The following is a 13,211-nucleotide window of genomic DNA, read 5'->3' on the forward strand; positions in this document are numbered from 1 at the left end:
CCGATCCGCTCGTCCCCCGCCTGCGGCGGGGGAGGGCCGGCGGGCGGTCAGCCCTTGACCGCTTCCACCTCGATCAGCAGTTGGATCTCGTCGCCGATGTTGGGGGCGCCGTAGGACATGCCGAACTCGCCCCGGCGGATCGTGCCGCGGGCGGAGAAACCGACCGTCTCCTTGCGGCTGGCCGCGCTGACCCCGTCCTTGTTGAAGGTGACGTCCAGCACCACCGGCCGGGTCACCCCCAGCAGCGTGAGGTCGCCGTGCAGCCGGCCGGCGCCGTCGCCTGTCTTCTCCACCCGCGTGCTGGTGAAGGTCATTCGCGGAAACTCCTTCACATTGAAGAAGTCCGGCGACTTCAGGTGCTCGTCCCGCTTGGCGTGGTTGGTGTCGATGCTGGCGGTGTCGATGGTGACCGTGACGCGGTTGTTCTCCATCGCCTCCTTGTCGAAGGCGATCTCGCCCGACACGGTGTTGAACCGGCCGATCGCGCTGGCGAAGCCCAGGTGGTCGACGAGGAACACTACCGCCGTGTGCGCCGGGTCCACCGTGTAGGCGACGGGGGCCGCGGCGGCGGGCACCGCACCGGACAGCGCGACGGTGCCCAGCAGGGCGGCGGCGAACAGGGTCTGCATCTTCATGAGGTCGACGTCCTTGCGTGATGGGAACGAGGGGGTCAGTAGGGCGACGATCCGCCGCCCAGCGCGTAGGCGGCGGCGACCGCGGCCAGCGCCGGCAGCACGGCGGCGACCGTCAGGACGGCCCCGGCGGCGGCGCGGCCGGCCGCGGTGCGGTCGAACGGCAAGTGGCGGTGCAGGCGCCCGGCCAGCAGGGCGGGCAGAGCCAGCAGGAGGACGGCGGCGTCCGCTCCGGTGAAGAAGGTGAGCATGCCCGCCAGCAGCACCGCGATGCCCGCGGCGATGCGCAGCGACGCCCCGGCGCCATGGCGCCCCACCGGCCAGTTCCACAGGAGGAAGCCGCCGGCCGCCGCCGCCAGGGCCAGGCCCGTCTGGGCGATGGAGGCGGAGGAGCCGAACAGCGCCGTTCCGCCCACCGCCAACCCGAGGGCCAGGGGGACCGCCGCCGACGCGACGGGGCTGTCCGCCGGGGCGCCGCCGGTGCCGAACACCACGCCCATCCCCGCAGCCAGCAGCACCGCCAGGCCCACCGCCGCCGCGGCGGAGTCGAGGACCGGCCAGGCGATCCACACCAGCGATGCGGCCAGCCAGGTCGCCACCGCTGCGCCGCCGGCGCGGCCCCGCCATCCCGCGGCGTCGATGAGCGCGCCGAGGGCGACGCCGGCGACGGCAGCCCAGAACAGCTTTCCCATACCGGACGGCGGGGGCAGGGCGGGGACGCCGACCACCAGGGCGTGAACGGCGAGATAGGTGGCGCCGATGCCGGCCGCCGGCAGCGCGCCGCCCGGCCGGACCGTGTGGATCAGGCCAACGGCCAGCAGGCTCAACAGCAGCGGCAAGGCGCTGGACTGGATGAACGGATCATGGATCAGGTCGGTCATCGGCGGGGCGGGATCGTGGTGGCGGGTGCGGTGCGGAAACCCTATGCTGTGCGCAGATGAGCGGGAACTGACATTATTTGCAGAAGGATTCTGCATGAACGAGCGGGATGACTGGGGTGACCTGCGCTACCTGCTGGCGGTGGCGCGGCACGGCTCCCTGTCCGCGGCGGCGCGGACGCTGGGGGTGAACCACAGCACGGTGTTGCGCCGGATCGCCGCCCTGGAGTCGGCCATGGAGGTGCAACTCTTCGACAAGCGGCCGGGCGGCTACGTCCTGACCGCGGCGGGCGAGGAGATGCACCGGGTGGCGCTGAAGGTGGAGGAGGATCTGGCGACGGCCCACCGCCGCCTGTCGGGCCGGGATTCGCGCATCGGCGGCACCCTGCGGGTCACCACCGTGGACTCTCTCGCCCTGTACGTGCTGCCGCCGCATCTGGCGGCGTTCCGGCGGCGCTACCCGGATCTGCGCGTCGATCTGGTGGTGGCCGAGGCATCGCTCAGCCTGACGCGCCGCGAGGCGGACGTGGCCATCCGGACCACCAACCGCCCGCCGGAGACCCTGGTCGGCCGTGCCGTGTCGGGCCTTGCCTTCGCCGTCTACGGTGCCCCCGCCTATCTCGACGGGGCGGACCGCGGCGACGATCCGGCCCGCCACGTCTGGGTGGGGTTGGACGAGTCCTTCGACCACACCGCGCTCGCCCGCTGGTACAAGCAGACGGTCCCGCCGGAGTGCATCGGCCACCGTGTCAACTCCGTCGCCGTGGCGATCGAGGCGGTGCGCGCCGGCCTCGGACTCGGTCTGCTGCCCTGCGGCATGGCGGACGGGACACCGGCGTTCCGCCGCCGCGGGCCGGTGATCGACGCGGTGACGGGGGCCATCTGGCTGCTCACCCACGAGGACCTGCGCCACATGGGCCGGGTGCGCGCCTTCCTTGATGTCATGGCCGACGCGTTCGCCGGCGAACGGGACCGTCTGGAGGGGCGGCTGGGTAATTGATGCGCGCCATGCGTGTGTCGCCCTACGACAGAAGGTAGCCGGAACCGTTCATGATGACGAAAAGGAAGACGCTGAGCACGAAGAGCAGCAGGGCAACGCCGCGGAACCGGATCTGCATGTCCCCGGACCTTTGGTTTGTGAACGATCTATCGCGGTCCCATTCATCGCCTTCTGCTGCGCCCGTGCAAGCGACGATCTGTGTCCATTTTCGCCATTCTATGACACGCCGTCCCGCCGGCTCCGCCGGGCGGGCGTCGGCAAAGATCGGTTGACGGGTCCGCCGCTTCCCCCTAGGGTCCGCGGCGACGGTTGCCCGCAAGGGCTGAAAAGGGAACACGGTGCGGTTTGTCCGCGGCGCACGGCGCTACCGGAAGAAGCCTATGCCGCGGCTGCCCCCGCAACTGTAAGCGGCGAGCCGTTCGTCGATTGGCCACTGGGGTCTCGGGTCCCGGGAAGGCGACGAACCGGCACTGACCCGCGAGCCAGGAGACCTGCCGTCGCTCGTGGTCACACGCGAACGCGTCGGACGGGGTGTGCCGATGGACGGGAATTCGGCTGCCGTCGCTCAGACGGCGTCCGGGAACCTTGTTTCGCGGTGACGTGCCACCGGCATTGCGCCCGAGGTTTCCCGATGACAGTCCCCGTTCGCTTCCCGCGTCCCGTTGCCCGCGCTCGCCTGACCATCGCCGCGCTGCTGGCGGGCACCGCCTTCGGTGCGCTGACCGCCCCCGCCCGCGCCGACGAAGCGCTGCTGCTGCCGCCCGTGTCGGTCACCGCCAACCGCACCGCCACCCCCGCCGCCGAGGTGGGCAGCGCGCTGACCATCATCACCGGCGACGCGCTGGAGCGGCGCCAGACCCGGGTCGTGTCCGACATCCTGCGCGAGGTGCCCGGCCTCGCCGTCAACCGCACCGGCCCGATGGGCGGAACCACCCAGGTCCGCATCCGCGGGGCGGAGGGCAACCAGACCCTGGTGATCGTCGACGGGATCGAGATGAACGACCCCTCCGCCGGGTCCGAGTATGATTTCGCCAACCTGCTGGCCGGCGACATCGAGCGGATCGAGGTGCTGCGCGGCCCGCAGAGCGCCCTCTACGGCTCCGACGCCCTGGGCGGCGTGATCGCCGTCACCACCCGGCGCGGCGACGGCGCCCCCGGCCTGAGCGCCGCGGTCGAGGGTGGCTCCTTCGGCACCCGCGCCGGCCACGCCGCCGCCGGCATGGGCACCGAACGCTTCGACGCCCGCGTCAGCGTGCAGGGGGTGACCACCCGCGGCACCTCGGTCGCCGACCGGCGGCTCGGCAACACCGAGGCGGACGGCCACCGCAACGGCACCGTGTCGGCCCGCTTCGGTGTCCGGCCGACCGACACGACGGAGATCACCGCGACCGGCCGCTTCACCCGCTTCCGCACCGACACCGACGGCTTCATCGGTGGCGCCGGTGCCGTCGACGCCGATCAGGACACGGTGGGCCGGCAAGCCTTCGGCCGCATCCAGGGGCGCGCGCTGTTCCTGGACGGCCGGTGGGAGCATGTGGCCGGCGTGTCCGTCAGCGACCACGACCGCGATTACCGCGAGGCGGGACGGGTCACCGGTCATTACGAGGGGCGCAAGACCCGCCTCGACTACCAGACCAGCCTGACGGTGACCACCGAGCCGGCGGAGCACGTGTTCACCGCCGGCATCGAGCGCGAGGCCGACAAGGCCGTCAGCACCAGCGTCTGGTCCTTCTTCGACCGGTCCATCGCGTCCACGGGGCTGGTCGGTCAGTACCGGCTCGGCCTGTTCGAGCGGCTGTACCTGTCGGGCAGTGTGCGGCACGACCGCAACGACCTGTTCGATGACGCCACCACCTGGCGCGCCACCGCCGCATACACGGTGGAGGGGCCGGAGACGAAGCTGCGCGCCTCCTATGGCACCGGCGTCAAGAACCCCACCCTGTTCGAGCTGTACGGCTACACCGCGACCTACCGCGGCAACCCCGACCTGCGGCCCGAGAAGGGCACGGGCTGGGACGTCGGCATCGACCAGCCCCTGTGGGGCGGGCGGGCGGTGGTGGACGCCACCTACTTCCGCCAGCGCATCACCGACCTGATCACCGGCACCGGCGCGAGTTCCGCCAACATGCCGGGGGATTCGCGCATCGACGGCGTGGAGCTGGGGGTGAGCGTGCGGCCGCTGGACGGCGTGACCCTGCGCGCCGCCTACACCTTCACCGACGGCGAGGACGCGACGGGCGCCCGGCTGTTGCGCCGGCCGCGCCACCTCGCCAGCCTGAACGTCGGCTACCGCTTCGCCGGGGACCGGGCGGATGTCAATCTGGGCGTCGTCTACAACGGCCCGCAGACGGATTGGGCCTTCGATGCGGCCTACAACCGCACCGTGGTCGACCTGTCGGCCTACACGCTGGTCAATCTGGCCGCCTCCTACCGGCTGACCGACACGGTGACGGTGTTCGGCCGGGTCGAGAACCTGCTGGACCGGGAGTATCAGGAGGTGTGGACCTACGGCACGCCGGGGCGCGCCGGTTACGTCGGCCTGCGGTTCTCGCTGTGAGGCGGGCCGCCATCGCCGCGGCACGCGCGGCGGTGCCGTCGGCCGGCGCGGCGGCGGCGCCGCAGCGCATCGTCTCGCTCAACCTGTGCGCCGACGAGCCGGTCCTGCGGCTGGTCGATCCCGACCGGATCGCCTCCGTCACCCGGCTGGCGCGGGAGCCCACCGCATCGACCGTCACGGCGCCGGCCGCGGCGGTGCCGGTGAACCGGGGCGCGGCGGAGGAGTTCGTGCCCCTGCGCCCGGACCCGGTGCGGCCACCGGTGTGCGCGCACCCCGGCCGGCTTGCTGCTCGTGGCCGGTCCGGCGGGGGCAGCCCTGACGCTGGCTGCCGACATTGCCGCCCGCCTGCCGCCGTCCCGGCCGGAGCTGAAGCCGGGCGTGGTCACCGCGCCGGTCGGGGTACCGTTCCTCATCCGGCCGGTGTGGTCCCTGCGGCGGGGGGATGGCTGATGCGCATCACCGCCACCGACCTGACCGTTCCGGCGGACGGGCGTACCATCGTCGACCGGGTGTCACTGACGGTGCGGCCGGGATGGATGCCGGGCCTGATCGGCCCCGACGGTGTCGGCAAGACGACGCTGCTGCCGGAGCCGTCCGGCGGCACCCCCACCTTCGACGGACGCCCGCGCGCCGCCCGCTTCTGCCATCGCCTTACCGGCCAAAGAACCGCCGGACCGGGTGCTGACCGACCGGCTGATCGCCGACGCCTACGGCGTCGCCGTCCACCGCTCTTCCTCTCATCCGGAGGCCTGATGACCACCGCTCCCGATCTGCCGGCGCTGCTGGGCGACGCCATCGCCGACCCCGCCACCCACTGGAGCCTCGGCACCTTCGGCGCCGTCGCGGAGTTCCTGCGCGACCCGGACGAGGCGGCCGCCCTCGACCGGCGGGCGGACGGGACGGCGAGCGTGTCCACGGCGCGCGGCGCCCTGCGGGTCACCCCGGCCGCCGACGTTCGCCCCGTTCCCTACGAGACGGCGTTCACCGCGGGGTGGAATCACGCCGTGGCCCTGTGCCTGCCGGCGGCGGCCTGCGCCGCGTCCGGCCGCACGGTGGTGCGCGAGCTGGGCCCCGACGCCGACGCCGTCGACCCCGCCGACCGCGACGCGGTGCTGTTCGACCTGGGGCTGGGCGTGGCGCAGGCGGACGTCTGCGTGCGCACGCGCGATCCCGCCACCCTGGCCGCCCTGCGGGCCGCCGCCGGCCGCCCGTTGCTCGACCCCGGCAACCCCCTGTGGCCGGCCCTGCCGGACCTCGGCCCGGAGCGGGTCTTCCTCTGCCGGTTCGGGCGGATCGAGGTGAAGCAGCCCATTCCGCCGCCCGGCGGGCGCAGTCCCGAGGGTCCGCACACCCATGTCCTGCCGAAGCTGCTGAAATCCGGCCGCACCCACGCCGCCACCGCCACCATCCCCGAGGGCTGGGTGCCCTGCATGCACCTGTTCCCGCCGCACCCGCTGAAGGACGCCCTCGGCCGGCCGACCCCCTTCGACGCCGCCCGCCACGCCGCCTTCCGGGCCCTGTGGGAGCGCTATGCCGATCCCGGCCTGGTCGCGACGAAGCGCCGGGTGCGGGCGGCCCTGGCCGCCGGCCGGCCGGCGGAGAGTGTCGGGCCGCTGGACCGCGCCGGCCGCATGGTGGCCCGGGTGGCCGCACTCCAGGCTGCCGCCGAGGCCGGCGAACCCCTTCCCACCGACGCCGAAGGACCCTGCGCATGACCGAGGTCATCGTCTGTGAAACCTGCCGCCACCCCGACGTCCCGCCGACCGAGGACGGCCCGACGGCCGGCGCCGTGCTGGCCGGGGCGCTGCGCACGGCGCTGGCCGGCCGTGCCGGCACGGCGGACGTCCGGCTGTCCACCATGCGCTGCCTGATGAGCTGCAAGCGCTCCTGCGCCGTGCATGTCCGGGCGCCGGGCAAGATGGCGTACGTGTTGGGCGACCTGGCCCCGACGGCCGACACGGCGCATACGCTGGCCGCGTATGTGGAGGCGTACGCCGCCGCCGACGACGGAGTCGTCCCCTTCCGCCAGTGGCCGGAGGGCGTGAAGGGCCGCTTCGTCGCCCGAGTGCCCCCGCTCCCCGCCCCGGCCGGTCCGGCGGGGACGGAGGGGGAGGGCGGCTGAACCCGCGTCATCCCGCCGCGCGGCGCAGCGCCTCGGCCGTTGTGGCGTCGGCGGGGTAGAAGGCTTCCACCGCCAGTTCCGACAGCGTGATGTCGACCGCCGTCCCGAAGACGGTCGTCGTGCTGATGAAGCTGAGCACGCCGTCGCCGGTGAGCAGGCGAAACGGCACCGCCACGTCGGACAGGGCTTCGCCGTCTGGGGCGGCGGTGTCGGGGCAGGGCAGGGCGGCCAGTTCGGCCCGCAGGTCCGCCAGCACGGGGTCGCCGGACACGTCGACCTGGCGTTGCAGCCGGACGAGAAGGTGGTCGCGCCACTGCCGCAGGTTTTCGATCCGCGGCGCCAGCCCGTCCGGGTGCAGGCTGAGGCGCAGCACGTTCACCGGCGGGCGCAGCAATGCGGCCGATGCCCCGGCAAGGAGGGGTGGCACGGCCCGGTTGGCCGTCACCAGCGTCCAATGCCGGTCCACGGCCAGCGCCGGATAGGGCTCGTGCCCGGACAGCACCAGTTCCACCGCCCGGCGCGCGGCTGCCAGCGCCGGGTCGTCCAGGGGGCGTTCGGCGTAGACGGGAGCGTAGCCGGCGGCGAGCAGCAAGGCGTTGCGCTCGCGCAGCGGGACCTCCAGCCGCTCGGCGAGATGGAGCAGCATCGGCCGGCTCGGCTGCGCGCGTCCGGTTTCCACATAGCTGAGGTGGCGGGTGGAGATGTCGGCCTCGCAGGCGAGGTCGAGCTGGCTCAGCCCCCGGCGCCGGCGCCAGGTGCGCAGCAGATCCCCGACGGGAACAGCGGTTCGGTTCATGGGGGGATGGTAGCTCCGGCTCCGCCGCCCGCCAATGACCTCCGGGGTTATCGACGCCGCGCCGGCCCCGGCCCGATCATGCGCCCATCCCGGCCGCCGACCCGGCGCCGCCGGTCCGACCTTCGGAGGAGAGCGTCATGAGAACCGCCGTCGTCGTGCAGCCCTTCCTGCGCCGCGTGCTCCTGGCCGACGCCGCCGCGTGCGGCGTCATGGGCCCGGTCCTGCTGCTCACGGCCCAGCCGCAGGCCGCCATCCTCGGTCTGCCGCCGGCGCTGGTCGGCACCGCGGGAGCGATCCTCCTGCTCCTTGCGGCGCTGCTCGCCTACCTCGGTACGCGCTCCGCCGTATCGCGCCGCGTGGTCGTGGCCCTGATCGTCGGCGACCTGCTGTGGGTCGTCGACAGCATCGCCCTGCTGCTGACGGGCTGGATCGCGCCGACCGACGCGGGGATCGCCTTCATGATCGGGCAGGCCGCGGCCGTGGCGTGCTTCGCCGAACTGAAGATCATCGGCCTGCGCCGCGCCACGATCCGTCCCGACCCGGTGCCGGCGGAGTGACGGGACGTCCGGACCGCACGGAGCGGTGGACCCGCGTGATGTCCGGCACGTCGGACGGGTGATTCTTGATCATTCGTCGCCTGAACCGTCGAGGGTGTTCCTGCCCGGCGCACGCCGGGGAGATCCCTTTCGTCGGGACGCCGCCCTTATAAAGGGAGTTGCATTTGTGTTGCACGCATTTTAAATCTTTTTTCTCCGGGAAATTCCCTCATGAGGCGCTATCGACATGCCATTGGTAAAGAAAAGAAACATCCTCTGCCTGATTGCCCTGCTCGCGTCCTCTGCGTGCGCATCCATTACAGCCGGAAATACGCAGGCGGTCGCCGTCGATACGGCGCCGAAGGGCGGAGCGGAATGCAAGCTGGCCAATGAAAAAGGAGCGTGGACCGTTCCGAAGACGCCGGGGTCGACAACGATCACCAAGGCGTATGGCGATCTCACCGTCACGTGTGAGCACCCGGACGGTGACAAGGGCAGTGCCGTTCTGCAATCCTCCACGGCCGGCGCCACGTTCGGGAACATCGTGGCCGGCGGCATCATCGGTGCGGCTGTCGATATGGGAAGTGGCGCAGCCTACGTTTACCCCGGCTCCGTCTCGGTCGCGATGATCCCGCCCGAGCGCCCGAACCCTCTGGCATCCGGGGCGCCGCCATCGGCGCTTCCCCAGCGCCTCACGCGGGAGGAGGCTGAGGCCAAGCTGCGCGATCTTGCCGCCCTCCGGGACAAAAGGTTGATTCGGGAGCCCGAATACCAGGAGCGGGTGAAGGGTATTCTTGCCCTCATGTGACTCGGCGGGTTCCGGCACCGGAGGAGGTGGCGGAGCCGACGGCGACGTCCATGGCCCCACCAGCCGGCCGGATCGGGATCAAGTTCGCGACGGAGCGCTTGCGCATCACCGGGCCGGTCGATCCGGCCCCGGTCGGCACGGTGATCGCCGCACTGTCGGGACGGCCGGCATGATCCCGGTCCCCTCGGGCGTGCGGATCCGGCTGGCTCCTCGACGGCGCGGCGTGCGCCGGGGCCGGCCCCGTGATGCGAATTGCCGGCCCGGTGCCCCTGGCCGCATGATATGGAGGGGGACCGCGCCGCGGCGGGTCCACACCTCCCGTCTCGCCCGGCCAGGAGGAATACGGCGTGTTCAAGCAGTCTCTGGCCCGGCTTGTCCTTGTCCTGCACTGGATGTCGATCCTGGCGCTGGGGCTGATCACCGTTCTGCTGGCCGGGCGGGAATGGCTGGCCTATCGCGACGCGGAACGGATCGTCGCCCTGACGCACGCGGATCGCATCATCTTTCAATCGATGGTCGGCATCCGCTTCGAGGTCGGGGTGACCGGCGTGGCCGTCCTGTCGCACGACGAGGCGCGCCGGTACGTTGACGACTCCCACCGGAAGGTCGACGCCTTCTACGCCTCCGCACTGGCCTCGATCGTCGGAACCGACATCGGCGACCGGGACGCCATGCTTGCGGCGGCGCACGAGTCCCACGCGAACCTCGGGCGCTTGCGGATTCTGGTGGATGAGCAAATCCGGCTTCCCCTGGAAGACCGTGACATGGCCCCGGCGGAACCCTGGCGCCAGGCGATGTTCGACGTTGTCGGACGGCTCGGCGATGTGTCCATTGCCGTGGGCAACACCGTGCGGATGCTCGATCCGACCATTGCCGAGTTGGTGCAGGTGCGGCAGTCGTCCTACCTGATCCGTGAACGCTACGGACGCCCCTGTTCCACATTCCGCCCGAACATTCAGCGCAACGCACCGCTGGATCGCGAGCAGATGGCGGCCTGGCGCGAGGACGTCGGCGCCTACACATCCCTCTGGCGCGACCTTGAGACCCTTCTGCGCCGCCCCGGCGCCCCCGCTCAACTTGTGGAGGATGTCCGGAACGGCCGCCTGGTGACCGAAGCCGTCCAGCGGCGCATGGACGAGGTGGTCTATGGCCTGGACGGGTCCGGCACGCCGGCCATGCCGGCCGCCCAGTGGTCCGGGCTCTGTGTCTCCGCCTACGACGCCATCCTGGCGCTGGGCGAGCATGCGCTCGACCTGGCCATCGACCACGCGGAGGAGCGCAAGGCGAGGGCCTTCCTGATGCTCGCGGGCATGGCCGGTCTGGCCGGCATCAGCCTCCTGCTGGGCGGGTTCTCGATCGTCGCGGTCCGGCGCCGGCTGTCGCACCCCATGGCCACGCTGGTCGCCACCATCGGCCGGCTATCGCGGCAGGACTTCGACACGCCCGTTCCCGCCACCGGTTACCCCGATGAGACGGGGGCCATGGCCGGTGCGCTGGAGGATCTGCGCGTCCGTGCGCTGCGCGCGCAGCATCTGCATCGCCTGCTCGACGAGGTGCGGGACGGCGAGATCCGGCGCGCCAACGAACTCAACCGGGCCAAGACCGCCTTCCTCGCCACCATGAGCCACGAGGTCCGCACACCCCTGAACGGCATCCTCGGCATGGCCCAGTTGCTGGGCACCACGTCCCTGTCGGAGCAGCAGAGACGCTGGCTCGACGCGATCTCCACATCCGGCACCCTGCTGCTGGCCGTCCTGAACGACATCCTCGACTATTCCAAGATCGAGGCCGGGCGGATGGAGCTGGAAACCATCGCCTTCAGCCCCCGGGAGCTTCTGCAGACCGTCGCCGGGACGATGGCCCCCCAGGCCAATGGCAAGGGCCTGACGTTCCGCTGCGCCCATTCGGGCCTGCCCGCCTGGCTGATGGGCGATCCGGCCAAGCTCGGTCAGGTCCTTCTCAACCTCGTCGGCAACGCCGTGAAGTTCACCCCGGCCGGCAGCGTCGTGCTGAGCGCCCGCTGCCCGGACCGATCCTCCGACCCGGATCGGGTGTGGCTGGAGTTCACCGTCGCCGACACCGGCATCGGCATGACGCCGGAGGCGGTGGAACACGTGTTCGACCCGTTCTCCCAGAGCGATTCGTCGATCACCCGGCGGTTCGGTGGAACGGGGCTGGGCCTGGCCATCTGCAAGCGCATCGTCGGCATGATGGGCGGCGAGATCACGGTCGCCAGCACGCCGGACCGGGGCAGCACGTTCACGGTGGTGATCGGCTTCCGCAGGGCCGCTTCGGCGCCGCGCTCCGCGGCGCGGTCCGTCGTCGCCGAGCCGCTCCCGGAACTGTCGGTCCTGCTGGTCGAGGACAATGCGGTGAACGCCGAGGTCGCCATCACGATGCTGGAGCGCATGGGACACAGGGTCACCCACGCCGGGGATGGTCTCACCGCTGCGGCACTGGCCGCGGAACACGACTACGACGTGGTTCTGAGCGACCTTGCCATGCCCGGCCTGGACGGCATCGGCCTGGCCCGCGCCATCCGCGCCCTGGGGCACGCGACCCGCCGCGAGGTGCCGATCGTGGCGCTGACCGCCGACGTCGCCAACGAGCGCAGGCAGCAGTGCCTTGCCGCGGGGATGACCGGCTTCCTCGAAAAGCCGTTCCGCCGGCACGACCTGGAGCGGGTGCTCGCGAACGCCATCGGCGCCCCGGACGTGGCGGAACACCCGACCGCCGCCGACACCCGATCACTGCTGGAGGAGCGTGCCGAGGACCTGGGCATCGGCCCGGCCGGCCGCATCGTCGATCTGTTCGTTGCCACCGCTCCCGAACTGGTGGCCGAAGCGGCGCGGGCGGCGGCCGGCAGCGATGGCCCGGCGTTCGGTGATGCCGCCCATCGGCTGAAAAGCGCGGCCGGAAATGTGGGTCTGCACGATCTGGCACAGGTGGCGCGCCTGGCCGAGCAAGCCGCGACGGGCAGCCCCGGCGACCTTCAGAGCCACGCGGATGCGATTGCGGCCGCTGTCCCGGCCGCCATCGCGGCGCTTCGGCACGCCTGGGCCGGCGTGGTCACGTCACGGGAGCGGCAAACCGATAGCCCACCCCGTGCTCCGTGACGATCAGGCGCGGATCGGCCGGGTTTTCTTCGATCTTGCGGCGCAGACGGGCGATCAGGGCATCCACCGTCCGCTCGTTCGGCGCCCCGTCGCGGTGGCTGATGTCGTCCAGCAAGGCGTCGCGCGACAGCACATGGCCGGAATGGCGCACGAGGGTGTCGAGCAGCTCGAACTCGCCGCGGGTGAGGCGCACCTCCTGCCCCTCGGATGAGGTGAGGCGGCGCTGCGACACATCGAAGGTCCATCCGGCAAAGCGCCGTACGACCGTCCTTCGCATGGAATGCGCAACGTCCGACGTGCGGCGCAGCACGGTGCGCACCCGGGCCAGCAGTTCGCGCGGCGAGAAGGGCTTGGTGACGTAATCGTCGGCCCCCAGTTCCAGCCCCAGCACGCGATCGATCTCGTCCGTCTTGCCGGTGACGAAGATGACCGGCACGTCGGATCGGGCGCGCAGCCCCCGTATGACGCTCAGCCCGTCCTCATCGGGAAGCCCGATGTCCAGCAGAACCAGTTCGACCGTCTCCCGGTCGAGAATCCTTCGCAACTCTTGCGCGTCCTTGACGGTGCTGACCCGGAATCCTTCGCGGTTGAGATAAGCGGCAAGTGACTCGCGCGCGACCGGTTCGTCATCGACAACAACGAGGTGAGACGCGGTTGCCATTCGAACCCTCCAACACGAAACCTGCGGCATAACGTCCTGATCATATCCTGTTCATATCAGGCCGAAACGGCATTCACAAGTGTCTGATATCTCAATCCTCCTATA

12 protein-coding genes and 1 riboswitch are annotated in these 13,211 nt (G+C 71.5%); of the genes, 8 read left to right on the forward strand and 4 right to left on the reverse strand.

The window, feature by feature from the left end:
* Nucleotides 1-47 precede the first annotated feature (47 nt).
* Nucleotides 48-635, reverse strand: coding sequence for a YceI family protein (locus G472_RS0105100; RefSeq protein WP_029007511.1), 588 nt, complete (start codon nt 633-635; stop codon nt 48-50).
* Nucleotides 636-670: 35 nt separating this feature from the next.
* A complete protein-coding gene (locus G472_RS0105105; RefSeq protein ID WP_029007512.1) occupies nt 671-1,513 on the reverse strand; it encodes a hypothetical protein in 843 nt (280 codons plus the stop codon).
* A 94-nt stretch (nt 1,514-1,607) separates the two neighbouring features.
* Between G472_RS0105105 and G472_RS0105110 the strand changes: the two genes are divergently transcribed.
* The 4 genes from G472_RS0105110 to G472_RS0105135 all read left to right on the forward strand — a co-directional run bounded on the left by G472_RS0105110 (nt 1,608) and on the right by G472_RS0105135 (nt 7,189).
* Complete coding sequence (locus G472_RS0105110) at nt 1,608-2,510, forward strand: LysR family transcriptional regulator (protein WP_029007513.1); 903 nt, start codon at nt 1,608-1,610, stop codon at nt 2,508-2,510.
* A 289-nt stretch (nt 2,511-2,799) separates the two neighbouring features.
* Nucleotides 2,800-3,023, forward strand: a riboswitch (cobalamin riboswitch).
* 118 nt (nt 3,024-3,141) lie between these two features.
* A complete protein-coding gene (locus tag G472_RS0105120; RefSeq protein WP_051340443.1) occupies nt 3,142-5,067 on the forward strand; it encodes a TonB-dependent receptor plug domain-containing protein in 1,926 nt (641 codons plus the stop codon).
* Complete coding sequence (locus tag G472_RS38690) at nt 5,064-6,782, forward strand: DUF6925 family protein (RefSeq protein ID WP_245593395.1); 1,719 nt, start codon at nt 5,064-5,066, stop codon at nt 6,780-6,782. Before G472_RS0105120 ends, G472_RS38690 begins: the two co-directional genes overlap by 4 nt.
* The gene (locus G472_RS0105135; protein ID WP_029007515.1) at nt 6,779-7,189 is read left to right on the forward strand and encodes a DUF1636 domain-containing protein; all 411 of its coding nucleotides are present in this window, start codon (nt 6,779-6,781) and stop codon (nt 7,187-7,189) included. Before G472_RS38690 ends, G472_RS0105135 begins: the two co-directional genes overlap by 4 nt.
* A gap of 7 nt (nt 7,190-7,196) precedes the next feature.
* Here the strand turns inward: G472_RS0105135 and G472_RS0105140 are convergent, their stop codons facing one another.
* The gene (locus tag G472_RS0105140; protein WP_029007516.1) at nt 7,197-7,985 is read right to left on the reverse strand and encodes a helix-turn-helix domain-containing protein; all 789 of its coding nucleotides are present in this window, start codon (nt 7,983-7,985) and stop codon (nt 7,197-7,199) included.
* A gap of 137 nt (nt 7,986-8,122) precedes the next feature.
* Here G472_RS0105140 and G472_RS0105145 point away from each other — a divergent pair, with 137 nt between their 5' ends.
* From G472_RS0105145 to G472_RS36765, 4 genes are all read left to right on the forward strand, one after another.
* On the forward strand, nt 8,123-8,542 hold the full coding sequence (locus G472_RS0105145; protein ID WP_029007517.1) for a hypothetical protein: 420 nt from the start codon (nt 8,123-8,125) through the stop codon (nt 8,540-8,542).
* A 226-nt stretch (nt 8,543-8,768) separates the two neighbouring features.
* A complete protein-coding gene (locus tag G472_RS36760; protein ID WP_051340444.1) occupies nt 8,769-9,329 on the forward strand; it encodes a hypothetical protein in 561 nt (186 codons plus the stop codon).
* 50 nt (nt 9,330-9,379) lie between these two features.
* The gene (locus tag G472_RS40495) at nt 9,380-9,502 is read left to right on the forward strand and encodes a hypothetical protein (protein ID WP_281173321.1); all 123 of its coding nucleotides are present in this window, start codon (nt 9,380-9,382) and stop codon (nt 9,500-9,502) included.
* A 174-nt stretch (nt 9,503-9,676) separates the two neighbouring features.
* Complete coding sequence (locus G472_RS36765) at nt 9,677-12,445, forward strand: ATP-binding protein (RefSeq protein WP_051340445.1); 2,769 nt, start codon at nt 9,677-9,679, stop codon at nt 12,443-12,445.
* Here the strand turns inward: G472_RS36765 and G472_RS0105165 are convergent.
* Nucleotides 12,399-13,106, reverse strand: coding sequence for a response regulator transcription factor (locus G472_RS0105165; protein WP_029007518.1), 708 nt, complete (start codon nt 13,104-13,106; stop codon nt 12,399-12,401). The two genes, G472_RS36765 and G472_RS0105165, sit on opposite strands and share 47 nt — an antisense overlap.
* Between the last annotated feature and the right edge of the window lie 105 nt (nt 13,107-13,211).

It is taken from the genome of Azospirillum halopraeferens DSM 3675 (genome assembly GCF_000429625.1).
GTDB classification, from domain to species: domain Bacteria; phylum Pseudomonadota; class Alphaproteobacteria; order Azospirillales; family Azospirillaceae; genus Azospirillum; species Azospirillum halopraeferens.